This window comes from Martinezella lusitana, from assembly GCF_010668395.1.
GTDB classification, from domain to species: Bacteria; Pseudomonadota; Alphaproteobacteria; order Rhizobiales; family Rhizobiaceae; genus Rhizobium; species Rhizobium lusitanum_A.
Genome location: NZ_WUEY01000004.1, coordinates 320,053 through 344,742, shown reverse-complemented (window position 1 = coordinate 344,742; position 24,690 = coordinate 320,053). Strand labels below are relative to the sequence as shown.

General features: G+C 61.6%; 23 protein-coding genes and 2 pseudogenes. 14 read left to right on the top strand and 11 right to left on the bottom strand.

The features are described from left to right. Nucleotides 1-74: 74 nt before the first annotated feature. The 5 genes from GR212_RS11740 to GR212_RS11720 form a co-directional block, all read right to left on the bottom strand. Nucleotides 75-1,526 carry a homospermidine synthase gene (locus GR212_RS11740; protein ID WP_163986712.1) on the bottom strand — a complete coding sequence of 484 codons (1,452 nt, stop codon included), beginning with the start codon at nt 1,524-1,526 and terminating at the stop codon, nt 75-77. A 234-nt stretch (nt 1,527-1,760) separates the two neighbouring features. Continuing rightward, nucleotides 1,761-2,045, bottom strand: a complete 285-nt coding sequence (locus tag GR212_RS11735) for a YciI family protein (protein ID WP_163986711.1) — start codon at nt 2,043-2,045, stop codon at nt 1,761-1,763. A gap of 3 nt (nt 2,046-2,048) precedes the next feature. Beyond that, nucleotides 2,049-2,690, bottom strand: a complete 642-nt coding sequence (locus GR212_RS11730; RefSeq protein WP_163986710.1) for an aminotransferase class IV family protein — start codon at nt 2,688-2,690, stop codon at nt 2,049-2,051. Further along, complete coding sequence (locus GR212_RS11725) at nt 2,675-3,835, bottom strand: aminodeoxychorismate synthase component I (protein ID WP_163986708.1); 1,161 nt, start codon at nt 3,833-3,835, stop codon at nt 2,675-2,677. The genes GR212_RS11730 and GR212_RS11725 overlap by 16 nt, the downstream gene beginning before the upstream one ends. A 99-nt stretch (nt 3,836-3,934) precedes the next feature. Then, nucleotides 3,935-5,779: a M3 family oligoendopeptidase gene (locus GR212_RS11720; protein ID WP_163986706.1), complete on the bottom strand. Its 1,845-nt coding sequence runs from the start codon at nt 5,777-5,779 to the stop codon at nt 3,935-3,937. Nucleotides 5,780-5,999: 220 nt separating this feature from the next. Here GR212_RS11720 and GR212_RS11715 point away from each other — a divergent pair. The 6 genes and pseudogenes from GR212_RS11715 to GR212_RS11695 form a co-directional block, all read left to right on the top strand. Next, nucleotides 6,000-7,251: pseudogene (locus tag GR212_RS11715) on the top strand (sigma-54-dependent transcriptional regulator); the annotation flags it as partial. A 116-nt stretch (nt 7,252-7,367) separates the two neighbouring features. After that, nucleotides 7,368-7,580 (top strand): annotated as a pseudogene (locus GR212_RS37700) (helix-turn-helix domain-containing protein); the annotation flags it as partial. A 175-nt stretch (nt 7,581-7,755) separates the two neighbouring features. Then, nucleotides 7,756-9,711: a DUF882 domain-containing protein gene (locus GR212_RS11710; protein WP_163986703.1), complete on the top strand. Its 1,956-nt coding sequence runs from the start codon at nt 7,756-7,758 to the stop codon at nt 9,709-9,711. A gap of 268 nt (nt 9,712-9,979) precedes the next feature. Continuing rightward, complete coding sequence (locus GR212_RS11705) at nt 9,980-10,597, top strand: hypothetical protein (protein ID WP_163986701.1); 618 nt, start codon at nt 9,980-9,982, stop codon at nt 10,595-10,597. 117 nt (nt 10,598-10,714) lie between these two features. After that, the gene (locus GR212_RS11700; protein ID WP_163986700.1) at nt 10,715-11,557 is read left to right on the top strand and encodes a glycosyltransferase family 25 protein; all 843 of its coding nucleotides are present in this window, start codon (nt 10,715-10,717) and stop codon (nt 11,555-11,557) included. Between the two features lie 11 nt (nt 11,558-11,568). Beyond that, nucleotides 11,569-12,270, top strand: coding sequence for a polysaccharide deacetylase family protein (locus tag GR212_RS11695; RefSeq protein ID WP_163986698.1), 702 nt, complete (start codon nt 11,569-11,571; stop codon nt 12,268-12,270). Between the two features lie 98 nt (nt 12,271-12,368). Here the strand turns inward: GR212_RS11695 and GR212_RS11690 are convergent, their stop codons facing one another. Beyond that, nucleotides 12,369-12,563 (bottom strand): hypothetical protein, encoded by a 195-nt coding sequence (locus GR212_RS11690; RefSeq protein ID WP_163986696.1) that lies wholly within the window; start codon nt 12,561-12,563, stop codon nt 12,369-12,371. Between the two features lie 301 nt (nt 12,564-12,864). Next, on the bottom strand, nt 12,865-13,266 hold the full coding sequence (locus GR212_RS11685) for a hypothetical protein (protein WP_348643460.1): 402 nt from the start codon (nt 13,264-13,266) through the stop codon (nt 12,865-12,867). 222 nt (nt 13,267-13,488) lie between these two features. On the opposite strand from GR212_RS11685, the gene GR212_RS11680 reads away from it, so the two are divergent. The 4 genes from GR212_RS11680 to GR212_RS11665 all read left to right on the top strand — a co-directional run bounded on the left by GR212_RS11680 (nt 13,489) and on the right by GR212_RS11665 (nt 18,207). Beyond that, nucleotides 13,489-14,751, top strand: coding sequence for a flavin monoamine oxidase family protein (locus tag GR212_RS11680; protein ID WP_163986694.1), 1,263 nt, complete (start codon nt 13,489-13,491; stop codon nt 14,749-14,751). Nucleotides 14,752-14,942: 191 nt separating this feature from the next. Beyond that, nucleotides 14,943-16,040: a branched-chain amino acid aminotransferase gene (locus GR212_RS11675; RefSeq protein WP_163986693.1), complete on the top strand. Its 1,098-nt coding sequence runs from the start codon at nt 14,943-14,945 to the stop codon at nt 16,038-16,040. A gap of 124 nt (nt 16,041-16,164) precedes the next feature. Beyond that, nucleotides 16,165-17,088 (top strand): NAD(P)-dependent oxidoreductase, encoded by a 924-nt coding sequence (locus GR212_RS11670; protein WP_163986692.1) that lies wholly within the window; start codon nt 16,165-16,167, stop codon nt 17,086-17,088. 66 nt (nt 17,089-17,154) lie between these two features. Further along, on the top strand, nt 17,155-18,207 hold the full coding sequence (locus GR212_RS11665) for an NAD(P)H-dependent flavin oxidoreductase (RefSeq protein ID WP_163986690.1): 1,053 nt from the start codon (nt 17,155-17,157) through the stop codon (nt 18,205-18,207). 77 nt (nt 18,208-18,284) lie between these two features. On the opposite strand, the gene GR212_RS11660 is transcribed toward GR212_RS11665, so the two are convergent. The 3 genes from GR212_RS11660 to GR212_RS11650 form a co-directional block, all read right to left on the bottom strand. Then, complete coding sequence (locus GR212_RS11660) at nt 18,285-18,536, bottom strand: DUF2312 domain-containing protein (RefSeq protein WP_015341059.1); 252 nt, start codon at nt 18,534-18,536, stop codon at nt 18,285-18,287. Nucleotides 18,537-18,706: 170 nt separating this feature from the next. Beyond that, complete coding sequence (locus GR212_RS11655) at nt 18,707-19,012, bottom strand: DUF1244 domain-containing protein (protein WP_163986688.1); 306 nt, start codon at nt 19,010-19,012, stop codon at nt 18,707-18,709. 34 nt (nt 19,013-19,046) lie between these two features. After that, nucleotides 19,047-19,847 carry an N-formylglutamate amidohydrolase gene (locus tag GR212_RS11650; RefSeq protein WP_163986686.1) on the bottom strand — a complete coding sequence of 267 codons (801 nt, stop codon included), beginning with the start codon at nt 19,845-19,847 and terminating at the stop codon, nt 19,047-19,049. A 203-nt stretch (nt 19,848-20,050) separates the two neighbouring features. Here GR212_RS11650 and GR212_RS11645 point away from each other — a divergent pair, with 203 nt between their 5' ends. From GR212_RS11645 to GR212_RS11630, 4 genes are all read left to right on the top strand, one after another. Next, the gene (locus GR212_RS11645; protein WP_163986943.1) at nt 20,051-20,539 is read left to right on the top strand and encodes a DUF1036 domain-containing protein; all 489 of its coding nucleotides are present in this window, start codon (nt 20,051-20,053) and stop codon (nt 20,537-20,539) included. After that, nucleotides 20,539-21,978, top strand: coding sequence for a pyruvate kinase (pyk, locus tag GR212_RS11640; protein WP_163986685.1), 1,440 nt, complete (start codon nt 20,539-20,541; stop codon nt 21,976-21,978). Before GR212_RS11645 ends, pyk begins: the two co-directional genes overlap by 1 nt. Before the next feature lie 187 nt (nt 21,979-22,165). Continuing rightward, entirely contained in the window at nt 22,166-22,600 is a 435-nt protein-coding gene (gene tnpA, locus GR212_RS11635; protein ID WP_113356627.1) for an IS200/IS605 family transposase, read from the top strand. Between the two features lie 391 nt (nt 22,601-22,991). After that, nucleotides 22,992-23,627 carry a LysE family translocator gene (locus GR212_RS11630; RefSeq protein ID WP_163986683.1) on the top strand — a complete coding sequence of 212 codons (636 nt, stop codon included), beginning with the start codon at nt 22,992-22,994 and terminating at the stop codon, nt 23,625-23,627. 4 nt (nt 23,628-23,631) lie between these two features. Here the strand turns inward: GR212_RS11630 and GR212_RS11625 are convergent, their stop codons facing one another. Next, entirely contained in the window at nt 23,632-24,603 is a 972-nt protein-coding gene (locus GR212_RS11625) for a threonine ammonia-lyase (protein ID WP_163986682.1), read from the bottom strand. Between the last annotated feature and the right edge of the window lie 87 nt (nt 24,604-24,690).

Below are 24,690 nucleotides of genomic sequence, written 5' to 3'. Positions count from 1 at the left end.
TGGCCTGCGTAACAAAAATGCCCGCACGACCTGTGCGGGCATTGGAGTGTTGGATCGGGCGAACCCTACGACTCTCAGCGAACCAGGATGTTCCGGAACTGCCAGGGATCCTTCGTGTCGATGTCTTCCGGGAAGAGGCCCGGGCGGCCGTCGAGCGGGGTCCAGTCGGTGTAGTGGCCTTCAACCGGGCCGAGATAGGGCAACTGCACTTCGAGGCAGCGCTTGTAGTCGATCTCGTCGGCTTCGACGATGCCGGCCTTCGGGTTTTCGAGCGCCCAGACCATGCCGGCGAGAACCGCCGAGGTCACCTGCAGGCCGGTGGCGTTCTGGTAGGGGGCGATGCGGCGGGTCTCTTCGAGAGACAGGCGCGAGCCGTACCAGTAGGCGTTCTTGTCGTGACCGTAGAGCAGGACGCCGAGTTCATCGACGCCGTCTTCCAGCTCATGCTCGTCGAGAACGTGGTGAACCGGCTGCGGGGTGCCGCCGTTGCCGAACATTTCGTGCAGCGAGAGCACGGCGTCGTTGGCCGGATGATAGGCATAGTGGCAGGTCGGGCGGAAGGTGACTTCGCCGTCCTTGTCGCGCACCGTGAAGAAGTCGGCGATCGAGATCGACTCGTTGTGCGTGACGAGGAAGCCGTATTGCGGGCCGGGGGTCGGGCACCAGGTACGGACGCGGGTGTTGGCACCCGGCTGTTCCAGATAGATGGCGGCCTTGGAGCCCTTCTTGTGCTTCTTGGCGTTCTTCGGCATCCATTCCTCATGGGTGCCCCAGCCGAGTTCGGCCGGCTGCAGACCTTCGGAGATGAAGCCTTCGACAGACCAGGTGTTCCAGAAGACGTTGAGCGGCTTCGGATGCTTGGTACGCTGCGTGTCGCGCTCGGCGATGTGGATGCCCTTGACGCCGACCTTCTTCATCAGCTTGGCCCAGCCTTCGCGGTCGTGCTGATCCGGCTCCTCGAACTTCAGGCCGATATCCTTGGCGAGGTTGACGAGCGCCTGCTTGACGAACCAGGAGACCATGCCCGGGTTTGCGCCGCAGGTGGAAACCGCCGTCGTGCCGCCCGGATTCTTTTCCTTTTCCTTGCGCATGGTTTCGCGCAGCGCGTAGTTGGTGCGGTCGGCATTCTTCAGGCTCTTGTCGAAATAGAAGCCGAGCCAGGGCTCGACGACGGTGTCGATGTAAAGCACGTCGAGCTTGCGGCACAGCTTGACCAGATCGAGCGAGCCGGTATCGACCGAAAGGTTGACGCAGAAGCCCTGGCCGCCGCCTTCCGTCAGGAGCGGCTTCAACAGATCCTTGTAGTTGTCCTTGGTGACATATTCCTTGATATGACGGACGCCATGCTTTGCCAGGATCTCCATGTCGGCTGGCTCTTCACGCGGGTCGATGACGACCATCCGGCTCTTGTCGAATTTGAAATGGCGCTCGATCAGGGGCAGCGTGCCACGGCCGATGGAGCCAAAGCCGATCATCACGATCGGACCGGTAATTTCGGCATATACCGGATAGTTCTGTTCCGTCATTCTTTTCTCCTTCGAAAGGCGGTGCGCCGTTCGGTTCATGAAACTCAATCAGAGTTTGCGCGGGGATGCGCGAGGTGAACGGCTCTAACCACAAATTGATGTCACAATAAAGAGCTGTTCAGGGTTAGCCGGACAAAGTCAAGTAAAGGCAACATACACGCCTTATGCGACGAGTTTGTTGCCTTCAAGGTTGGTTTTCGCTGACATAAGCGGAAAAAGGCCTTCTTCCATCGCTTATCCCTTCAAGGTTTCCAATCCATCGATGACGGTGGTGAAGGCGATTTCCTGAACTTCGTAGGCGGCGACACCGTGGATAGTGAAGGGATCGGCGGCGACGTAGGCCTCCAGCTCGGCACGCTCGCCGCGGGCGAAGATGACGCCGCCGGTGCGCGGCACCTTGCGGCCCGATGCGAGGAACCAGCCCCTGGCATAGCCTTCCTTCACCCAGGCCATATGCGGCTCCATGTGCTTGTCGGCTTCGTCATTGCCCTTGAGGTAGGTAAGCGAGAGGATGAACATGCGTCAATTCCATATAAGTTGCGCGCGGATCAGGCCGCGCAGGGAGTTTCCGACGTAAAGGGTGCGGTCCTTCAGATCGTCGAGCCGGATGCGGCCGACGCGGGCCTTGCGCTGGCAGATGAGTTCGGTGCGCAGGACGCCGGCGAGCAGGCCGGCGGAAATGGGCGGGGTGCGCAGCGTATCCGGGTCATCCTCGACGAAGACCGAGGTGATCGTGCCTTCGCAAACCTCGTCCTTCTCATTGAGCATCAGCACCTCGTCTGCCTCGTCGGGCCGGTATTCCGCGCGTGCCGCTTCATAGACCGCGCGGCGCGTGGTCTTGACGCGCAGCAGCTTGTCGGAGGAATCGAGGCGGGTTGCCGCAATGCGGACGCGCCAGACGGTATCGGGCAGCAGCGGGACAAACGGCGCCGTCGTCACCTCCGTTTGCCCTTGGCGATCCAGCGTCAGCCGAACCCTCAAAGGTGCGGCGGCGGCGGCGACCGCATGGTCCAGTTTCCCGAGTACGTTCTGCGGAGCTGAAAAGCCGAGGCGGCGGGCGGACCGTTGCAGCCGGGCGAGATGAAGGCGCAAACGGACGAAGCCGGTTTCCGGCTCGTATCGCAGCGTCTCGATCAGAGAAAAATCCTCTACCGGTCGATCCATCGGTCCCCCACGGCGAAGCGCGCCTTGAGGAGGCATTCTTCATATTCCGCTTCCGCCGTCGAATCGAAGACGATGCCTCCGCCGACATTGAACACCGCGCGGCCGTCTTCGAAAAGCGTGATCGTGCGGATCGCCACCGAAAAACGCATGGCGCCGGCGGGGGAGATCATGCCGATCGCGCCGCAATAGGCGTCGCGTGGGCCGTCTTCGAGGTCATGCAGAATCTCCATCGCCCGCATTTTCGGCGCGCCGGTGATCGAACCGCAAGGAAAGAGCGCTGCAAGGATATCGCGAACGGACATGCCCGGAAGCAGCCTTGCCTGCACATGGCTGACCATCTGGTGCAAGGTCGGGTAGGTTTCGATGTCGAAGAGCTTGGGAACGTCGAGCGTGCCGACCTCGGTGATGCGCGAGATATCGTTGCGCAGCAGGTCGACGATCATGCGGTTTTCCGCCTGCGTCTTCTCGTCGGCGAGCATGGCGCGGATGATCTCGGCATCTTCGGCCGCACTCGCGCCGCGCTTGGCCGTGCCCTTCATCGGATGCGTCTCTATCCAGCCGTCATCGTCCGTGCGGAAGAAGAGTTCCGGCGAGCGCGACAGGATGACCGGGCCGCCGAGATCGACGAGTGCGCCGTATTTCACCGGCTGCCGTTCGATCAGCGACCAGAAGGCTGCCCGCGCGTCGCCATTCCAGCGGGCATGGATCGGCATGGTGAGGTTCGCCTGGTAGCAGTCGCCCTGGCGGAGGTGCCAATGCAGCCTGTCGAAGCGCTCCTTGTAGATCTCGAAATTCCAGGCCGCTTTCGGCTCCGTCAGGAATTCCCGGTTTTCCAGGCGCTGGGCCGGCTGGCCAAGGGGATGGCCATCGGCGGCCGGGCCGTCGAAAACGCCGAAGCAGAGCAGCGGCGTCTCCCTGTTCTCCTCGGCAAAGGATGCGAGCTTCTCTTCGAAGAGATGGCCGGCCTCATAGGCCATGTATCCGGCAAGCCATTTTCCCTGCCGTTTGGCCTCTTCCATGCGCTCCAGCGCATCGGAGAATTGCGCGCGCGTATGGGCGATGATGATCTCCGCCGGCTCGGCGAAGATCATCACTTGTCCTGTGCTGTCGTCCCTGAAGAGGACGTAGGGTATGGCGTCGGCCATGCGCGGATTTCGATCGGGTTCTGGTTATGTCGATTGTCAGGCACGGAAGCTGCAGCAATGACGGACGTGCCTGACCTGCTCCTGCGAGCAGACTGAATTTCAATTCTTATCTAGCGCTTCCAGCTCGTCGATCAGCCCTTCGATCATCGACAGGCCCTTGCTCCAGAACGACGGATCGGTCGCGTCGAGGCCGAAAGGCTTCAGAAGTTCGGAGTGGTGCTTGGTGCCGCCGGCCTTCAGCAGCTCGAAATACTTCTCCTGGAAGCCCTTTTCGGCATTGCGGTAGACCGCATAGAGCGAGTTCACCAGGCAATCGCCGAAGGCATAGGCATAGACGTAGAAGGGCGAATGGATGAAATGGGGGATATAGGCCCAGTAGGTCTCGTAGCCTTCCGAGATCTTGATGGCCGGGCCCAGGCTTTCCTCCTGGACCGAGAGCCACAGCGCGCCGATGTCGTCCGACGTCAGCTCGCCATTCTTGCGGGCGGTATGCACCTTGCGCTCGAATTCGTAGAAGGCGATCTGGCGCACGACCGTATTGATCATGTCCTCGACCTTCTGGGCGAGCATCGCCTTGCGCTCGCGCTTGTCGGTGGTCCTGTCGAGCAGGGCGCGGAAGGTCAGCATCTCGCCGAAGACGGAGGCGGTTTCGGCCAATGTCAGCGGCGTCTGGCACATCAGAGCGCCCTGGCCGCCGGCCAGCACCTGATGCACGCCATGACCGAGCTCATGCGCGAGCGTCATGACATCGCGCGGCTTGCCCATGTAGTTGACGAGGACGTAGGGGTGAGCCGACGGTACGGTCGGATGCGCGAAGGCGCCCGGCGCCTTGCCCGGGCGCACCGGCGCATCGATCCATTCCTCATCGAAGAAGCGCTTGGCGATATCAGCCATTTCCGGGGCGAAATTGCCATAGGCTGACAGCACCGTGTCTTTCGCATCGTTCCAGGGGATCAGCGCATTCGGCGTTTCCGGCAGCGGCGCATTGCGGTCCCAGAAATTCATCTGGTCCATGCCGAGCCACTTGGCCTTCATCTTGTAGTAGCGGTGCGAAAGGCGCGGATAGGCGTCGCGCACGGCGGCGGCCAGCGCATCCACCACCTCGCGCTCGACGCGGTTGGCCAGATGCCTCGAGTCGGCGATATCCTCGAAGCCGCGCCAGCGGTCGGCGATTTCCTTGTCCTTGGCGAGCGTGTTGGTGATGAGCGTGAAGGTGCGCAGGTTGGCCTTGAAGGTTTCGGCAAGCGCCATGGCCGCCTTGCGGCGCGCTTCCGGATCCTGCTCCTGCAGCATGTTCAGGGCGACTTCCAGCGGCTGCTTTTCGCCGTCGATCTCGAAGCGCAGCTCCGCCATCGTCTCGTCGAACAGCCGGTTGAAGGCGGCGGCGCTCGTCATGGATTTTTCCAGGAACAGCTGCTCCAACTTGTCGTCGAGCTGGTGCGGCTTGTCCTTGCGCAGGTCGACGATCCAGGGGCGATAATGGCCAGCGGCGGGGTCGTTCGCCATGCAGGCGTCCATGACCGCATCGTCGATGCGGTTCAGCTCCAGCGCAAAGAACAGCAGATGCGCGGAATAGTCCGTCAGCTTTGTCTGAACGTCGCCGTAAAGCTTGCCGTTGGCCGGATCGATTGTGTTGGAAAAATAGGTGAGGCCGGCGAAGGAGCCGAGGCGGCCCATGACGTCGTCCAGCGCCTCGTAGTCCTTTATAGCCGCGCCGATGCCGGCATCGCCTGATTTGGCGGCGGCATCGGTAAGCTTTCCCTTCCACTTCTCTTCGAAGGCTACGGCCATCTTGCCGGCCTTTTCCATGTCGCCGAGGAACTCGGGCGAGGTCGCGGACGGATAGAGATCGCTGAGCTTCCAGGCTGGCAGGTCTCCGAGCGCGCTACCGGCGGCCTGGCTCGCGGAGAAATTAAGGGATCGATGGAGCGAGGTCGGGCTCATGGGCGATATTTCCTCTGCTTTTATTGTTCGGAACGTCCGTTCCGTTGGTGTCTATTCGGCTGGAAAGCCCGCCGCAAGGCCTGATTTTCCTGCACTGTCGGTTGAATCATAAGCGATTTTATATTCGTCATAATGATTAAAATGCGATGGTTTGGCAAAACTTCATGTTCAAGCCTTTCTGCGAGTGTTCGCTTCAGGTTTCGCATGAAGTGAGGCACCAATGACCGGTTACAATAGCGCCAAGGGGGGCGCGCAGATTCTCGTTGTTGAGGATGATCCGATTCAACGTCGTCTGCTGAAGAATGCCATCGAGCGGCACGGACACGTTGCCCATTTGGCAGAGAACGGCCGTCTCGGCCTTGAGTTCTTGAAGCGTGGCATCGATCAGATCAGCGTTATCGTGCTCGATCTGATGATGCCGGAGATGAACGGCATAGAGTTTCTCGGCGCGCTGAACGATATGGGCATCGACCTGCCCGTCATCGTGCAGACGGGGCAGGGCGGCATCGATACCGTGGTGCAGGCCATGCGGGCCGGCGCCTTCGATTTCGTCGTCAAGCCGGTATCGCCGGAGCGCATCGCGGCATCGATCGCCAATGCGCTGAAACTCGATCAGCGCGAGGCGAAGGCCCGCGCCGGACGCAAGTCGCGCTCGAGCAGCATCACCTTCGACGATATCGTCTCGGCAAGTCCGGCGATGATGCGGGTGATCGATCTGGCTCATCGCGCCGCGCAATCCAACATTCCGGTGGTGCTGGAAGGCGAATCGGGCGTCGGCAAGGAGCTGGTGGCCCGCGCCATCCAGGCTGCAAGCGACCGCGCCGGCAAGCCGTTCGTGACCGTCAACTGCGGCGCTATCCCGCACAATCTGGTCGAGAGCATCCTCTTCGGACATGAAAAGGGCGCGTTCACGGGTGCGGCCGAGCGTCACATCGGCAAGTTCATGGAGGCCGACGGCGGCACGCTGTTCCTGGACGAGATCGGCGATCTGCCGCTGGAAGTCCAGGTCAAGCTGCTGCGCGCCGTGCAGCAGGGTGAAATCGAGACCGTCGGCGCGCGTGTCGCGCAGAAGGTCAACGTGCGGCTGATTTCGGCGACCAACAAGGATCTGATCGAAGAGGTGAAGGCAGGGCGGTTCCGCGAGGACCTTTACTATCGCCTCAACGTTTTCCCGATCACCATGCCGGCCCTGCGCCGCCGCAAGGAAGACATTCCGCACCTGGCGCGCGCCTTTGTTGACCGGTTCGCGCTCGAGCAGAAGCTCGATCACCCGCTCGGCATCAGCAACGACGCACTGGCGCTGCTGACGGCCTATGACTGGCCGGGCAATATCCGCCAGCTCGAAAACGCGATCTTCCGGGCGGTCGTTCTGTCCGAAGGGCCGGAGTTGCTTGACACGGATTTCCCGCAGATCGCCGCGCAGCTGCCCGGCTATTTCGCCGCCGAGCATCCGACCTTAGTTGTGGATAATTCGCATGGTCATCCGGCCGATACCGTCGCCGTCGAACGGGGCGAACGCATGGCGCACATGGTTTCGCACGGGGCGGCTGCAACCTCTCCGCTTTCCGCGGCCGATGCATCGGCAAGCGCTTCCGACAATGTCATCGTCAGCACCAACATAGCCGGCGACGTCAGGAAACTGGCGGATGTCGAGGAGGAACTGATCCGATTCGCGCTGAAATTCTATCGTGGGCAGATGAGCCAAGTGGCCAGAAAGCTTGGCATCGGGCGCTCAACTCTCTATCGTAAGTTGAAGGATTATGGTATAGACCCCGACGATCCGCAGAAAAACGCTGCATGAGTGAATGCTTAACGTTTAGGCAAGCATATTTTGTTACCCGTCGTAAGGCACTTGTTAGTGCATCGTTCACCATGTATGAAGAGGGCGACCATGTGTGGCATTTTTGCCATCGTGTCACCGCAATTGACAGCCATTTGGAACACGATGCGACATTGTCTGTCGGACGGGGATCGAATTGCCGAATTTGAGTGGAAATACCAAGCCTAATAGCTTGAGCTGGCATTCTGCGTGCTCTGACATATTTCGCAAGGTGGCCAAGGTAGTAGCCGTTGGCCTCCTTGCTTTGGCTGTTTCCACTCCTGTTTTCGTCGGTACGCCCTCGCAGGCGGGCGGCGAAACCCGTAGCCTCAAGATCTATTACGTCCACACCGGTGAAAAGGCCGTCATCACCTACAAGCGCAATGGCAAGTTCGATCCGGACGGCCTCGAGAAGCTGAACCGCATCCTGCGCGACTGGCGCAAGAATCAGCCGACCAAGATGAATCCGCGCCTGTTCGACCTGATCTGGGAAGTCTACCGCGAAAGCGGTTCGCATGAATTCATCTACGTGATTTGCGGCTTCCGTTCGCCCGGCACCAACGAGATGCTGCGCACGCGCTCCGCCCATACCGGCGTTGCCAAGAAGAGCCAGCACATGCTCGGCAACGCGATGGATTTCTACATTCCCGACGTCAAGCTCACCAAGCTGCGCGAAATCGGCATGAAGCTTCAGGTGGGCGGCGTCGGCTACTATCCGACCTCCGGTTCCCCCTTCGTCCACATGGATGTCGGCGGCGTGCGCGCATGGCCGCGCATGGACCGCCAGGATCTCGTCCGCCTCTTCCCGGACGGCAAGACGATGCATATTCCGGCCGACGGCCGGCCGCTGCCGGGCTACCAGGAGGCCGTGGCCGATTACAAGCGCCGCATGTCGTCGGACAATATCCAGATCGCCAGTTCTTCTTCGCCTCGTCGCGGCTTCTTCGCCCGCCTGTTCGGCGGCGGCGGTGGTGCGGATGAAGAAGAGGACAATGCAGATACGGGCACGGCCGCAGCGCCGGTGGCTGTCGCTTCGGCTGCCCGCAAGGGCCAGCCGGCTCCGGCCGCCAGCGACGAGGGTGACGATAGCCCGGCTCAGGCTCCCGCCCAGGTTCAGGTTGCCAGCGTAAATGCGCCTGTCCCGCAGGTTCGGCCCGCTTTTGGCAATCAGCCTGCCGGCAGTGACGTTGCTTCCGCTCTTGTCTCGCCGTCTCGTAACGCGGCTCAGGATGCGCTCGCCGCCGCCATGCCGAATACGGACGATCAGCCGCAATATGCCGATCTGCGCGCCTATCATGTGCCGGTGCCTTCCCTGCTGGATCGCCGTGCTCCCGGAGATGCCGAAGTGGCATCGGCCGAGGCTGACATGAGAGGTCAACTGGCTGCCGTTCCCGTCCCGGCACAGCGCCCCGAGCTGGCCGAAAGCCTTCTGGCTTCCGCCGACGCCGATCAGGAATCGATCGACGATCAGGCCGACGCAGGTACGCTTTCGCCGTCGATCGTCGCTGCACTGGAGCAGAGCCGGCCGGATCGGTCGGATGCGAACAATGCGGTTCCGATGACGCCGCCGTCCAACAATGTCGCCTCCAAGGATCAGGTTGCGCCCGTAAATGGCGGCATGGCGACCGACAACGATGCGGCCCAGGCGATCGCTTCGGTCCTGCCGCAGCAGAGGCCGGCCCAGCGGATGCCGATGCAGGTGGCGGCGCTGGCGCCGATCCGCAACGAGGTGAAGGCGAGCACTCATCGCTTCAATGACAGTTTCGACACGGTAACGCCGCAGGAACGTGCGATTGCCGCAGGCATTGCAGCCAAGGGCGGGCGGCCGAGCAAGCAGGATGCGGCCGATGCCGATGCCGGCCGGGCAACGGTGACGACTGCGCCGAAGCTGACCGACAAGATGATTTCGCAATGGGCGATCGCGAAGGCTCGCGTCGAGATCGGGAATCGCCCGGTCAAGGCGCCGCGTTTCGTGAGCCCGACGCTCCGCGCCCAGCCGACCGCCGTTTATACGGATGGCTTCAAGGTGCAGACGGCTTCCATCGATCCCGAGCGTTTCAGCGGAACCGCGGTGAATTTCCTTCAGGTGAAGAAGTTCAATTCGGTTGAATAGCCTGTCGTTCCGAAGCGCATATCCTCGAGGGAGCCTTTTGGCTCCCTTTTTCTTTCGGTCATGCGGTCGCGGTCCGGAAGGATCAGTCGGCTGCTGTTGCGCATAGTCGGTTGGAATGGTTTCGGTCGGCACGTCTGTTGCTTGCGGGCGACATTGCGCGTGCTTTCAGGTTCGTGTCAGAATTTATGCTTTCCATGCCTCGTTCGTTCAGTTTGGCTTCATCCAGCTCCAGTAGGCCGACAAGCTCGGACGCGATGGATAACGGCATTTGAACCGCAAGACGGCAATCATAATCGGCAACGGCAAGCTGCAACGCGATCTCTCGGAGATCGTCGACAATGCCGAATTCACGATGCGCTTCAACGAGCCGAAAGCGTCTATCGGCATGAGCGGATCCCGCACGGACATTCTCATGCTGGCAGCCTCCAGCAAGCCGATGCAGCGCCGATTGACGGATCCGACCTTCCTGACCAGCGCCACCTTCCGGGCCGCCAGGGAGGTCATGCTCGCCTATCATCCCGATATCATCAGAAAGTACCATCCCAAGCCCAATTTCCTGTCGCGCCTGAAGGGCAGGAGAAGCGACTGGACGATGCGGACAATCGAGCTGGTCGGCGCTGCCGGCAAGGAGATCCGCATCATGCCGCCGCAATTCTATATCGAAGGCTGTGCGGAACTCGGGGTGACCGAAAGCCGGATGCACCAGCTCTTTCCGAGCACCGGCTTTTTCGGCATCCGTTATGCCCTGTCGCAATTGCCCGCCGACGAATGGGACGTGAAGCTGTGCGGCTTCAGCTGGGAGGGATGGAAGCGTCACGCCTGGCTGGACGAGCGCCGCTGGGTCGATGACAGGATAGGCAGCGGGCGTATCAGCCTGCTCGTCTAGCCCGGCAGTTGCCAAGATCGGTTGAAAACAACCGTTTTCAGTTTCGCCTCATGTTTGCCTAAGCCCGCTTTCATTCACGGTTGCTAGAGCCTCGCAGAAATGACCGAGGTATTCTCAATGCGAACCCACGAATTCAGCCCGTCTTCGGCGATGCCGCTCGAAAGATCTCTTACGGGATTCGAGTTCGATCACGCGTCCGGTCTGATCGGCATCAGACTGGACGAACCGAAGCAGCCCATCATTCGCGGTTTTATCATCCATTTGCATCGGGCATATGACCGTATGTCTCAGGTCGAAAAGCTCGCGGCAAAGCTTCCGGTGCCGAGCGAGGTCATCGACGCGGTCGATGGCCGCACCTTGACGGCCGATGAAATTGAGCGTGTCTATCGCCGCCGGCTCCAGACGCCGTACTATCCTTTCGAATTGAGCGCAGGCGAGATTGCCTGCTTCCTGTCGCACCGGAAGGCTTGGGCAGCCATCGTCGAGCAGGGTGTCGATGCGGGGCTGATCTTCGAGGACGATGTCGAGATCGACGATACGTTTCAGGCGGCCTTTGCCGCGGCCAAGGTCTGTCTGAAGCCGGGCTCGTTCATTCGTTTCCCGTTCCGCATGGGCAAGGAGCATGGCGAGTGCGTTCTCTCGCAGGGGGAAACCAACGTCATTCAGCCCAAGCGCATCGGCCTCGGCATGGTGGCCCAGCTTGTGAGCCGCGATGCCGCCATACGCCTGCTGGAAGTGACGTCGGTCTTCGACCGGCCCGTCGATACGACCATGCAGATGAGCTGGTTTACCCGCGTGTCTCCGCTTGCGGTCCTTCCGGGCGGCGTGCGCGAGATTTCCCCGCAGCTTGGCGGCAGCACCATCAAGACCCCCAGGACATTGGCGGAACGGCTCTCCAGGGAAGTGTTGCGGCCGCTCTATCGTGCGAAGATCGCTCTTCGTTCGCATCGCATCGTCTGAGATCCCGCATCGTGGCTGTTCCGATTCTCGCATATCATCAGATAGCGGTGCCGCCGTCGCACACCGCGCCATTCAGAAGCATGGTCGTTCATCCCGCGGCCTTTCATCGCCAGATGGAGTGGCTGAAGAGGCTTGGCATCCAGGGTCTGTCGTTGCGCGACGCAATGCCCTACATCCGGGGCGAAAAAACGGGCAAGGTTGCCGCCATCACCTTCGATGACAGCTATGCCAATGTCTATGAGAATGCCTTGCCCGTGCTGCAGGAGCTCGGCTTCACCGCCACGAATTTCGTGGTCGTGAACCAGATCGGCGGCAGCAACGTCTGGGACACGCCCATCGGCGTGGCAAAAGCGGCATGCATGTCGGTGGAACAGTTGCTCCGGTGGCATAGCCTGGGCCACGAGGTCGGATCGCACACGCTCGACCACGTTCATCTCCCGCAATTGCCGATGGAGGAGGCGCGACGGCAGATCACGCATTCGCGCGAGCTGCTGGAAGACCTGCTCGACGAGGGCGTCTCGTCCTTTTGCTTTCCCTATGGCGACGAAACGCCGCTCGATCGCGTGCTGACCTATGAGGCGGGCTATAGTGCCGCGACGACGACGCGGCGCGGGCGGGCACGGCCGGATAACGATCCGTTCGGCCTGCCGCGCGCGACCGTTCGGCGCAACGACAGCTGGCTGCATTTCGTCAAGAAGTGCGTCGTCGGCTAGCGGCATCGGTTATGGGGCTACGGTGAAACCGTAGCCGCCGCTGTTTTTCTTTCGGATGCGGCCGCTCGCCGGCTGCCGCCAGCAAGCGGCTGCAGGGGTTATGGCTGCTTTGTCGGCGCGGGATTCTCGATGCTGTGGCCATTGCTGTCGCTGAGCGTGATCGGCCCGCCCACATGGCTCTGTCCCGTCGCGGTCGGCGGCATGAGCGTCCATGTAAAGTAGGCGATCAGGCCGCAGACGCCGAGCAGGAAGACGGTGAGGATCGCCGGAATGGACCATTCCTTCGCGAACACAGGCGTTTCCTGGCGAGGTTTGAAAGTGGCTCGGCGCCCTGCCGTCGTCTTATTGAGCTGTGTCGGCATTGTCGCCTCCAGTGGCATAAGTCTCGGCGGGGCAGGGGCCGAAGGCAGCGCAATGGCATATCGATCGGATCATGAGCGGGTTCCTTGGGGAGTTCTGCGCCTCGTGGCAGGTTCTGCCGCAAGGCTTTTTATGAGAAGAGGCGTTCGCCAGGGTCGCACGGATGTCAATCCGCCGCAGGCGACCGGAATGCCACGAGACCGTCAATCACAGCATTTTCGCTGAAGCGCAGGCTCAGGCAAAGTTTTGGAGAGCAGGGGGCGCGCGTGGCCCGCCATTGGGGGGATAGAGCTCTCGCCGGAATGTCTCGCTGACGGGAGCGACCACATCCTGCCGCACGAATGCGAGATGGCCGAAGGGATCGTCCGGCGGGGCTGGAAGCAGCGTAGCGGCGGAAATACGGCAGGCTCCGCAGCCCGGCATATGCGCCTTGCCATGCTGCTTGCCGTCGGATGTCTTCTCCGTCGTGCAGATGATCGGCAGGCTTCCATCCGGCAAGCGGTACTGTGAAAGCTCCAGCGGCAGTTCGGCGGCGCTGGAAACGGTCGGATGGTGGGCAAAGCCGACGGATATCAACGCGATGGCGCACAGAACGCGCATCAGCTTTTGCGTTGTTGCGAAGATCCGCTTCTGCACGATCTCTCCTCATCATCTGTCTGCATGAAGCACGTACGACATTCGCCGTTTCAGCTCAATGCGGCAATTTGGTATGGCCGTCGTCGTGCCCGTTTACACGCCGCGTCGAGCTCGGCTACAGATGGCGGCGGGGGCTCGCGCTGGCGGATTGGCGAGCCTCATATCGTTCATCTCATCGTGCGGCCGGTTCGCTCACCGGCGCTTGCGCGAAAAGGAATTGGGATGCCCATCGAGTCCTGGAACGGCGGCGAGGTCGATGTTGCCGTCATCGGCGCGGGTGCTGCCGGTGTGGGTGCGGCCCGGCAACTGCAGTTGCTTCGGCCTGATCTGTCGATCCTGCTGCTCGAAGCCTCCGACCGCGTCGGCGGCCGCGCCCGGTCGATCCATCCATTCGGGGCCGATGGCGCCGCGCTCGATCTCGGCTGCGGCTGGCTGCATGGTGCGCGCACCAACGCCTGGACCGGTATCGCCGAGAAAATCGGCCTGACCGTCGATCGCACGCCGGCCCCCTGGAGCGACGGCGGTCATCGGCTGGAGCAGGACACTCCCGACGCAAAGGCCGCCGCCGCAGCCGTCAACGACTTTTTCGAGCGCGTTGATGATTACGACGGCGATGAGGATGCGGATCTGACCGCGATGGTCTTGCCGGGCGACCCGTGGAGCGAGCGGATTTACGCGGTCGGTGCATTCATGACCGGGGGAGAACTCGACAAGTCATCGGTGATCGATCTCGGCCGCTACGATCCCGGCCCTGGCCCCGACTGGCGCGTGCGGCAGGGCTATGGAACGCTGGTGGCGACCTACGGCTTGCCGGTTCCGACCGTTCTTGGCGTCGAGGTCCGCCGCATCGATCACAGCGCCGCGGGCCATATCGTGCTTTCGACGAACAGGGGCGAGCTGCGGGCCAGAGCCGTCATCGTCACCGTTTCCACAAACGTCCTGGCGGCCGAGCGCATCGCCTTCTGGCCGCCGCTGCCGGAGAAGATCGAGGCGGCGTCGCGTCTGCCCCTTGGCCTTGCAAACAAGCTGTTCATTCGCACCGTCGAGCCGGCGATGTTTCCCGACGATACGCATGTCATGGGATCGCAGCATAGCCGCCGCACAGGCGCCTATCAGCTGAAACCGTTCGGCGCCCCTGTCATCGAGGCCTATTTTGCCGCCGATCTCGCGCTCGATCTGGAGCGGCAGGGCATCGATGCCGTGTTCGATTTCTCGGTGGAGCAGCTGAAGCGCGTCTTCGGCTCGGATGTCGGCGCGAAACTGTCGCCCCTCGTCATGTCCGCCTGGGCGGCCGAGCCCTTTGTCGGCGGATCCTATTCCTATGCGACGCCCGGCGCGTCGGATCTGCGCGGGGTGTTGGCAGCCCCTTGCGACGACCGTCTGTTCTTTGCCGGAGAGGCCTGCTCGCGGGCGCGATATTCGACGGCGCACGGCGCCTATGAAAATGGCATCGCGGCGGCGGAAGCCGTCGTAAAAGCGCTGTGATCGAGGCTTGACGGTAGCAATGAGCCATTTGCCGGCGCGAAATAGCGATTTGCCTCGCAAATTTCTGAAAATCGCTCTTAAACTTGCGCAGGAACAGGCGTAAACGCAATCAAATACCACCCGATTTGATTTACACCATCCTTCGGGAGATGGGCGGCGAAAGCCGCGACAAATAAAGCATTGGAGGAGCCATGAGCAACGGCGACGCACTAACCTTCGACATCCAGAAAAACCCCAGTCCCGCGACGGCTAGCGAGCGGGAAGCGCTGCTGCAAAATCCGGGCTTCGGCCGCGTCTTCACCGATCATATGGTGACGATCCGCTATTCGCAGGACCGTGGCTGGCACGACGCCAAGATCGAGGCGCGCAAGGCGCTGGCTCTCGATCCGGCGACCGTGGTGCTTCACTATGCGCAGGAAATCTTCGAAGGGATGAAGGCCTACCACCTGCCCGATGGCGGTGCTGCTCTCTTCCGTCCGAGCGCCAACGCCCGGCGCTTCAACAATTCGGCCGAGCGGCTGGCCATGCCGACCTTGCCGGAAAATGTCTTTGTCGAGTCCGTCCGCGAGCTGGTGAAGATCGATCGCGAGTGGATCCCCACCGCGGAAGGCGCGTCGCTCTATCTCCGGCCGTTCATGATCGGCTCGGAATCCGCGCTCGGCACACGGCCGGCGACCGACTACCTCTATTGCGTCATCGCCTCTCCGGTTGCCTCCTATTTCAAGGGCGGCGCATCGGCTGTCACGCTTTGGGTTTCCGAGAATTTCACGCGCGCCGCACCTGGCGGCACCGGTGCTGCCAAGTGCGGCGGCAACTATGCGGCAAGCCTTTCCGCACTGGCTGAAGGCCAGCGCGAAGGCTGCGAGCAGGTCGTCTTCCTCGACGCCGTCGAAAAGCGCTGGATCGAAGAACTCGGCGGCATGAACGTGTTCTTCGTCTTCGACGACGGCTCGCTGCAGACGCCGGCATTGACCGGTACGATCCTGCCGGGCATCACTCGCGACTCGCTGATCAAGCTCGGGCGCGACATGGGCTTGACCGTTCGCGAGGAGCCCTATTCCATCGATCAATGGCAGGCCGATGCCCAGAGCGGCCGCCTGCGCGAAGCCTTCGCCTGCGGCACGGCAGCGGTGGTGACGCCAATCGGCAAGGTGAAGGGCCGCAAGTACGGCTTCACGATCGGCGACGGCAATGCCGGTCCTGCCACCCTTCGCCTGAAGGCTGCGCTGACCGATATCCAGTTCGGCCGGGCGCAGGACAAGCATGAGTGGCTGGACCGCCTGTTCTGAGCGGAAAGCCCTATGATCCGCGCCGGGTTTTGACCGGAGCATGATCGATACCCGGCGGGAAACGCTCCCGCCGGGCTCTGACACGAGAGATCGCATAGTCACCCGAACCATCGGAGTTGTTGTGATGACCAAGGTCAGCGAACGTCCCGGCACCGAGCCGGGCGAGGAGATCGGCTTTGTCGGTCTCGGCGTCATGGGCCAGCCGATGGCCCTCAATCTTGCAAAAGCCGGTACGAAACTCGTGGTCTGGAACCGCTCGCCGGCCGCGGCAGATCCTCTGCTTAAGGCTGGTGCCGCCGTGGCTGCGAGCGTCGAAGAGGTGTTCGAGCAGACGCGCATCGTCATTCTGATGCTTGTCAACGAAGGGGCGCTGGACGCGGTCCTGCAGCGCGGCACGCCCGCCTTTGCCAAGCTGGTTGCCGGGCACATCGTGGTGTCCATGGGGTCCAATTCTCCCGACTATTCGCGCGGGCTCGCCGCCGAGATCGCTGCCGCCGGCGGGCGCTATGTCGAGGCGCCGGTTTCCGGCTCGCGCAAGCCCGCGGAAACAGGGCAGCTCGTCGCACTGTTGGGCGGCGATACGGACGCGGTTGTAGAGGTGCGGCCCTTGCTTGCGCCCATGTGCCGCGAGACGATCCTGTGCGGCCCGGTCGGCAATGCGTTGCTGATGAAGCTTTCCGTCAATCTCTATCTTTGCACGATGCTGGCGGGGCTCGCCGAGGCCGCGCATTTTGCCGAAAGCAACGGGCTCAACCTTGCGACTTTTCGGGCGGCCATCGATAGCGGCCCGATGGCAAGCGATCTGACGCGCGTGAAAATTCCGAAGCTTGTCGTCCGGGATTTTTCAGTGCAGGCGGCAACGGCCGATGCGTTCAACAGCACCAAACTGATCGCGCAGGCGGCGCGCGCCGCCGGTTTGGCGTCGCCGGTTCTCGACCTTTGCCGCGAGCTCTATGGGGAAAGCGTCGAGCTCGGCAACGGCCGGCTCGACATGGTGTCGGTGGTGGCAGCCATCGAGGCCCGTACCGCGGCGCTTCGTCGCTCCTAGCAAACCACGGTCCGATGCCTATGTTCGGTTGAGAAATCATCAGACATTCCTGAAAGGAAAACGGACATGTCTGCCCCTGTGGACAGCAATCTTTTTCAACGGCTTGGTTTGAAGCATCCATTGATCGTCGCGCCGATGGCCGGCGGTCCTTCTTCGGTGGAACTCGTGGCGGCCGCTTCGTCTGCTGGCGCTCTCGGGGCCATGGGAGGCGCCTATTCCAATGCCGCGGCCATTGAGGCTTTCGCGGTGCAGGTGCGACAGCGGACCGACAAGCCGTTTTCGATCAACCTCTTCATTCCGCACTCGATCCCAGAGGTCGCAAGCGACCGGGTTGACCGCGCGGTGGAGGCGACTGCCCGATATCGCCAGGAACTGGAACTGCCGTCACCGCAGCTTGAGGCTCCCTACGAGGAGGATTTTGACGCGCAGTTCGAGGCCGTGCTGGGCCTCAGGCCGGCATGTTTCAGCTTCGTCTTCGGTCTGCTGCCTGCCGAGCATGTCCGCGCGGCGAAAAAGGCCGGCATTCCGCTGATCGGCACGGCGACGACGCTCGATGAGGCGAGGGCGCTTGAGGAGAGCGGCGTGGATGCGGTCACGCTGCAGGGCTTCGAGGCCGGCGGCCATCGCGGCATTTTCGATGCCAGGGCGGCGGATCCGGAAATCGGCCTTCGCGATCTCCTGGCGCAATGCGTCGGCACCATTCGCGTGCCGCTGATTGCGGCCGGCGGCATCATGACGGCCGGCGGCATTCGGGCGGCGCTGCAGGCGGGCGCGCAGGCCGTGCAGATGGGTACGGCGTTCCTTGCCTGCGCGGAGGCCGGAACATCGGCGCCCTATCGCAGGAAGCTTCTCGAAACGCCGGAGCGCAGGACGCGTACGACCCGCGCCTTTTCCGGCCGCTTCGCCCGCGGCATCGAAAACCGCTTCATGGATGAGATGGATGGGAAACCGGAAGGCATCCTTCCCTTCCCGGCGCAAAACAAGTTCACGCGCGACATGCGCGGCGCATCGACGGCGAAGGGATCGCCGGATTTCCTGTCCCTTTGGTCGGGAACCGGCAGGGGCGAGCTCTGGCAGGGCAGTGCCGCCGCGCTGATCGACCGTCTTTTCGCGGAATGACGTTTTCTCACGCTCCAAAAAGAAAGGAGCCGGCAAGCCGGCTCCCGATCATTTCGCAAGGCTGACGAGAGCCTCGATCATTCCATGCCGAGTGCGGCCATGTAGGTCTGCAGGATGGATTCTTCTTCCAGCCGTTCGTTCGCGTCCTTCTTGCGAAGGCGGATGATGGTGCGGATCGCCTTGGTGTCGTAGCCACGACCCTTGGCCTCGCCCATCACATCCTTGATGTCGCTGCCGATCGCGGCCTTTTCTTCTTCCAGGCGTTCGATCCGTTCGATGAATTGACGCAGTTCCGCCGCGGCCACGTTCTCGACGCTGTTCTCTTCCATGCACTTCTCCTAAAGGGTCCTAAAGGGTCGCCTGCCGCCGGTCGCAAATAAGATCGGTGGATCACCGATATGGAACATCGCTTCAGGCGAGCGCGGTATTTCGAATTCGATCGGGCAGTTGACGTGCCGCGAATGGCGCGCAAGGTCAAGCCGTATTGGTGAAGGGAGCGTTAATCTTTCGGCTTGTTCTGCTCGAAAGCGGCTTTTTGCACAGGCGAGGCTTCTTTCTGATGCAGGTTCTTCCAATCCTCGTAGGGAATGCCGTAGATCATCTCGCGCGACTCGTCCTTGCTGACGGGCAGGCCTGCTTCTTCGGCCGCTTCGCGATACCAGTTGGAGAGGCAATTGCGGCAAAAGCCGGCGAGGTTCATCAGATCGATATTCTGAACGTCGCTCCGCTCGCGCAAATGCACGACGAGATGGCGAAATGCGGCGGCCTCGAGCTCCGTCTGCTGTTCCCTGGTGAGTGTGGTCATCTCTTTTTCCTCGATTTGCTGGCGGTGCCGCGCCTCATGCCAAAGCCTCGTAAGGCCCGGTGCGTGAAGGATAGCGCCTATATTCGTGCAAGGCCGGGTCGGCATTGATCTCGGCGAAGATCGGCGACAGCCGGTCGGCCCATTCGACAATGCCGGCCTCGTCGCCGATCAGATCCTGGCGGACTTCCAGCAGTGCATGCGGAATACCCTTCATCATGCAATGGCGGAACATGGTGTCGTTGCGCAAAGCGCCGTCATAAGGCTCGTTGTCTCCGATAACGAGATCGGTATCGGCGCCGAGCTTTGCAAGGAGCGGTGCGACGGCGCGCTCGTCGCTATCCCACAAAACGCTTGCGTGCCAGGGTCGCGGCACGCCTTTCCACGCCGGCGTGAAGGAATGCATCGACCAGACCAGGGGAGCCTTGCCCGTCGCTTCCGCCACCGCGGAAATCGTCTCGTCGACGGCTTTGTGGTAGGGCCGGTGGAAAGCCTCTATGCGGTAGTTCCATTCTTCATCCGTGATGGGATGATTGCCCGATATGATCGCTCCGTCAGAGATCTTCATGACCAGGGTCGGGTCGTCCTCGCCGCGGTTCGGATCGATCAGCAGGCGGGAGAAGCCGCCGAGCACGCCCGGCACGCCCAATCTCTGGCAGAGATGGCGGCACAGGCCTTCGATGCCGATATCATAGGCGATGTGGCGGGAAAACGCGGCTTCCGGCAACCCAAGGCTGCCGTAGCGCTCGGGCAGGTGCCGCATGGCATGATCGCCAAGAATGACCATGCCTTTGTCACGATTGCCGGGTATGATTTCGAAAGCTTTGAAGTCGGCCATGCGGATTGTCGGTTATCGTAATTTTCAACTCTTTGTTTGATTGCATGTGCGGATGGAAGGTGCAAGGTTTGCAGCTTCGATCGGATGAAGAGCGGCGCGTCGCGCCGTGACCGTCCGCGAAGAAAATATAATCGATTAGAGTTGCGTTGACATTCATGGGATGGCGGCGCAAGAAGACGCAACAACGAATAACCGGGAGCCAATTGGAAGCCGTGTCCAGCCAAGTCGCGCCACGTTTCGTTAAGCGGTCAGGTCCGCTAGCCCGAATCGCCTTCCTCATTCTCGCTGCGGCTGCGCCGTTCTTCTTCATGCCGAATGCGGCTCATGCCGATTTCCGAACTTGCAACGGCACGCAGAATCTCGTCGGTGTGGCGATCGGGTATCGCGCGAAAGAAGGCTGGGTAACGGAAGGCTGGTGGCAGATTCCCGCCAACACCTGCGCCACCTTGATCGAGGGGCCGCTCCAGTCCCGCTATTATTACCTCTACGCAGAAGATGCGGCCCGCGGCGGCCGCTGGACGGGTGACGTCGAAATGTGCGTGGCGGAAAACGAATTCAAGATCCCAGGCGTGAAGGACTGCTACGCGCGTGGCTTCCAGAAGATGGGATTCAAGGAATACGACACGGGGCGTCAGGCGAGCTGGATGGTTCAGCTCTCCGATACCCCGGGCAGCCAAGAGAGCCAGAATTGATGAAACGAAACAGAAAAGTCAAAATCCTCGCAACGCTCGGTCCGGCTTCCTCGACGGAGGAAATGATCCAGAAGCTTCATGAGGCCGGGGCAGACCTGTTCCGCATCAACATGAGCCATGCCAGCCATGATTTGATGCGCACGTTGATCCAGCGCATTCGCGCCGTCGAAGCCCGCTGTGGTCGTCCGATCGGCATTCTCGCTGACTTGCAGGGTCCCAAGCTGCGCGTCGGCAAGTTTGCCGAAACCAAGGTCGATCTCAAGCCGGGCCAGACTTTCACGCTCGACAATCAGGATATCCCCGGCGACAACACGCGTGTCTACCTTCCGCATCCGGAAATCCTGGAATCGGTTCAGCCCGGCCACCGCCTGCTGATCGATGACGGCAAGCTGGCGCTGCGTGCCGAGAAGTGCGACGGCAAGAGCATCGTCACGACGGTCATTTCGGGCACGAAGATTTCGGACCGGAAGGGCGTCAGCCTGCCCGATACGCTGCTCGGCGTCGGCGCGCTGACCGAGAAGGACCGTGTCGATCTCGATGCCGTCCTCGCCACTAACGAAGTCGACTGGGTGGCGCTTTCCTTCATCCAGCGCCCGGAAGACCTGACGGAAGTCCGCAAGATCTCCCATGGCCGCGTCGGCCTGATGTCGAAGATCGAGAAGCCGCAGGCCGTCGAGCGCATCGAGGAAATCATCGAGCTTTCGGATGCGCTGATGGTGGCCCGTGGCGACCTCGGCGTGGAAATGCCGCTGGAATCCGTTCCCGGCATTCAGAAGCAGCTGATCCGCGCCTGCCGCCGCTCCGGCAAGCCGGTGGTCGTCGCCACGCAGATGCTGGAATCGATGATCTCCGCACCGGTTCCGACCCGCGCCGAAGTTTCCGACGTCGCGACCGCCGTCTTCGAAGGCGCCGATGCGGTCATGCTCTCGGCGGAATCCGCATCCGGCGATTATCCGGTCGAAGCCGTTTCCATGATGGCCTCCATTGCCGGCACCATCGAACGCGAGCCGCATTATCCGGGCATCATCTATGCCCAGCGCGCGCTTCCCGAAGCGACCGGCGCCGATGCGATTTCGCTCGCTGCCCGCCAGATCGCCGAAACGCTGAAACTCGCCGCCATCGTCTGCTACACCTCGTCCGGCACCACCGGCCTGCGCACCTCGCGCGAGCGTCCGCAGGTTCCGATCCTGGCGCTGTCGCCGATCATCCAGACGGCACGCCGCCTCTCCGTCGTCTGGGGCATGCACTGTGTCGTCACGCACGATGCGACCGACCTCGACGACATGGTCAACAATGCCTGCCGCATCGTCGCCGAAGAAGGCTTCGGCAAGCCCGGCGACCGCATCATCATTTCGGCAGGTGTGCCGCTCGGCACGCCCGGCGCCACCAACATGCTGCGCATCGCCTATATCGGTTCGGACGGCCAGTCCGGCGTGTGATTGCCGATGTAAGATTGCGGCAAGCACCCTGAAATATCCGAAACCCGCTGTCGCAAGACGGCGGGTTTTTTCTATATCAAGAATAAACCTCCACCTACGGTGGAGGACTGGACGAGTTTTACACGGTAGTTGAGAGACCTCCTGCTTGAACCGCTGGCGTGGCCCAGACTTCAAACAAGGAGGTTATATGGATGAGCAATCGCTCTCGCATGCGACGTGGGACTGCAAATATCACGTTGTTTTTGGCAGCAAATACCGAACGAAAAGACTCTACGGGGATGTGCGTCGAGAGTTGGGTGAACTCTTACGTCGTCTGGCTCAGCAAAAGGGCTGCCAGATCGAAGAGGGTCATTTGATGCCCGATCATGTCCACATGTTGATATCGATCCCGCCGAAATACTCGGTCGCGCATATAGTTGGATTTTTGAAGGGCAAGACGGCTCTTTACATTGCCAACAAGTACGCGCGTAAGCGCCGCTACAAAGGGTATCACTTTTGGGCACGTGGGTATTTCGTGTCGACGACGGGCTATAATGAGCAGGTCGTCAGACAATATATCCGGAACCAAGAAAAGGCCGACAAAGCTTCCGACTTTGCCGACCTCTTTAATCGTAGCTACTAAGCACTAACAAAACCACTTCTAGTGGTTCAAGCGCAGCGTTTCAAACCTCCACCTTTGGTGGAGGTCATGACTTTGAGGCCGACGTGCCTGCAATCACCCCAACAGGCGGATTGAAAAGGAAATCCGCCCATGAAAGTCGGATATCGGATTGGGTCAGATGGGCAGCGCCATGGCGGGCAACCTCGTCAAGGCCGAGGCTTTGGCCGGCGAAGGCGCCAGGGTTGCCGCGACGGTGGCGGACGCTGGGTTGGTGGAGTAGGTTACGGGCAGTAGCCATTGGCAGCCGAGTCTGTGGGGAGGGGGGTATCAGCGGCTCGGCATATTGGAAGCAAGCCCCTCTTGCTAAGCACCGCACCACATGCAACCTTCCTCCCTTCAAGAGGAGGGACACATGCATCTGACCACGTTGCTCGCCTTCGCCGCCGTTTCCTTCATCGGTATCGTGACGCCGGGGCCGACCGTGCTGCTGGCGCTGACGAATGGTTCGCGCTTCGGCGTCAGGCGCGCCTTGCCGGGCATGGTCGGTGCTGTGCTTTCCGATGCGGTTCTCATCAGCGCCGTCGCCATCGGCCTCGGTGCGCTGCTGGCGGCTTCCGAATTCTGGTTCTCCGCCCTGAAATGGGTGGGTGCGGCCTATCTCGCCTTTCTCGGCATCATGATGCTGCGCTCGAAGGGGACCATCGACGGTGCCCTGCAGGCCGGCGCGAGCCAGCCGAGAGGAACTGTCTTTTCCATCGGCCTGAAGAGCTTCATGGTCGCCGTCACCAACCCGAAGGGCTATCTCTTCTTCTCGGCCTTCCTGCCGCAGTTCATCGATCCGGCGGCGCCGCAAATGCAGCAATATATCGTTCTGGGCGGTATCTTCGCTGCGCTCGATTTCGCGATCATGTTCGGCTATGCGGTTTTCGGCTCGCAGGCCGTGCGCGTGCTGAAGTCGGAAGGGGCAAGATGGCTCGAGCGCGCCTGTGGCGGCGCGCTGCTGGCTCTGGCAGGATCGCTGGCGCTGTATCGTCGCGCCACAAACTGAGGATTTAGTGGCGGCTGAGCGCCGCTTCGAAGACATCCTGATCGACGTTGCCGCCCGATGTGACGGCGATCACCGTATCGCCGACGATGTCTTGCCCGTGGAAAAGTGCTGCGGCCAGCGCCACGGCTCCTCCCGGTTCAACGACGATCTTCAAACGAGTGAAGGCGAGCGCCATGGCCTTCTGTGCCTCTTCGTCCGAGACGACGAGTCCGGGACCGCAGAGGCGTTTCAGGATCGGAAACGTGATGTTGCCCGGCTGCGGCGTGATGATGGCGTCGCAGATCGAGCCTTGCAGCGCGGCGTTGCGCTCGATCCTGCCTGACGCCAGCGAGCGGGCGGTGTCGTCGAAATTCTCCGGCTCGCATGGGTGAACCTTGAGGCCAGGCGCGCGGGATTCGAGCGCGAGCGCGATGCCCGAAGTCAGGCCGCCGCCGCCGCAAGGCACGAGCACGCTTGCAGCCTCGATGCCTTCCTCCGCAGCCTGTTCGGCGATTTCCAGCCCGGTCGTTCCCTGGCCGGCGATCACCTGCGGCTCGTCGAATGGCTTGATGAGCGTCAGGCCGCGCTCTTTCGAAAGGCGCGCGCCTATCTCGTCGCGATCTTCCTTCACGCGATCATAAAGCACCACCTCGGCGCCGAAGGCGCGGGTATTGGCGATCTTCAGCTTCGGCGCGTCCGTCGGCATGACGATGACGGCGGGGATGCCGTGCAACCTTGCGGCCAGCGCCACGCCTTGCGCATGGTTGCCGGACGAGAAGGCGATGACGCCCTTGACACGCACGGACGGCTCCAGCGCTGAAACTGCCGACCAGCCGCCGCGGAACTTGAAGGAGCCGGAGTGCTGCAGGCACTCGGCTTTCACGAACAGGCGGCGCCCGGCGATCTCATCGAGAAAAGGGGAGGAGAGAAGCGGGGTGCGCCGCGCCCGACCGCCGAGGCGAGTACGGGCGGCTTCGATCATTGCGATATCGACCATGGAGGGATCACTCTTCTGATTTAGAAAGGCTTTCCATCCATAGAGCGCCCCGCTTCTCATTAAAACAAGGAGATTGTCTCCGTGACA

Bases quoted from the DNA above. Each gene is read 5' to 3' on its own strand.
- GR212_RS11740 (WP_163986712.1), bottom strand. From the start codon at position 1,526: ATGACGGAACAGAACTATCCGGTATATGCCGAAATTACCGGTCCGATC.
- GR212_RS11735 (WP_163986711.1), bottom strand. From the start codon at position 2,045: ATGTTCATCCTCTCGCTTACCTACCTCAAGGGCAATGACGAAGCCGAC.
- GR212_RS11730 (WP_163986710.1), bottom strand. From the start codon at position 2,690: ATGGATCGACCGGTAGAGGATTTTTCTCTGATCGAGACGCTGCGATAC.
- GR212_RS11725 (WP_163986708.1), bottom strand. From the start codon at position 3,835: ATGGCCGACGCCATACCCTACGTCCTCTTCAGGGACGACAGCACAGGA.
- GR212_RS11720 (WP_163986706.1), bottom strand. From the start codon at position 5,779: ATGAGCCCGACCTCGCTCCATCGATCCCTTAATTTCTCCGCGAGCCAG.
- GR212_RS11700 (WP_163986700.1), top strand. From the start codon at position 10,715: ATGCGAACCCACGAATTCAGCCCGTCTTCGGCGATGCCGCTCGAAAGA.
- GR212_RS11680 (WP_163986694.1), top strand. From the start codon at position 13,489: ATGCCCATCGAGTCCTGGAACGGCGGCGAGGTCGATGTTGCCGTCATC.
- GR212_RS11675 (WP_163986693.1), top strand. From the start codon at position 14,943: ATGAGCAACGGCGACGCACTAACCTTCGACATCCAGAAAAACCCCAGT.
- GR212_RS11670 (WP_163986692.1), top strand. From the start codon at position 16,165: ATGACCAAGGTCAGCGAACGTCCCGGCACCGAGCCGGGCGAGGAGATC.
- GR212_RS11665 (WP_163986690.1), top strand. From the start codon at position 17,155: ATGTCTGCCCCTGTGGACAGCAATCTTTTTCAACGGCTTGGTTTGAAG.
- GR212_RS11660 (WP_015341059.1), bottom strand. From the start codon at position 18,536: ATGGAAGAGAACAGCGTCGAGAACGTGGCCGCGGCGGAACTGCGTCAA.
- GR212_RS11655 (WP_163986688.1), bottom strand. From the start codon at position 19,012: ATGACCACACTCACCAGGGAACAGCAGACGGAGCTCGAGGCCGCCGCA.
- GR212_RS11650 (WP_163986686.1), bottom strand. From the start codon at position 19,847: ATGGCCGACTTCAAAGCTTTCGAAATCATACCCGGCAATCGTGACAAA.
- pyk (WP_163986685.1), top strand. From the start codon at position 20,539: ATGAAACGAAACAGAAAAGTCAAAATCCTCGCAACGCTCGGTCCGGCT.
- tnpA (WP_113356627.1), top strand. From the start codon at position 22,166: ATGGATGAGCAATCGCTCTCGCATGCGACGTGGGACTGCAAATATCAC.
- GR212_RS11630 (WP_163986683.1), top strand. From the start codon at position 22,992: ATGCATCTGACCACGTTGCTCGCCTTCGCCGCCGTTTCCTTCATCGGT.
- GR212_RS11625 (WP_163986682.1), bottom strand. From the start codon at position 24,603: ATGGTCGATATCGCAATGATCGAAGCCGCCCGTACTCGCCTCGGCGGT.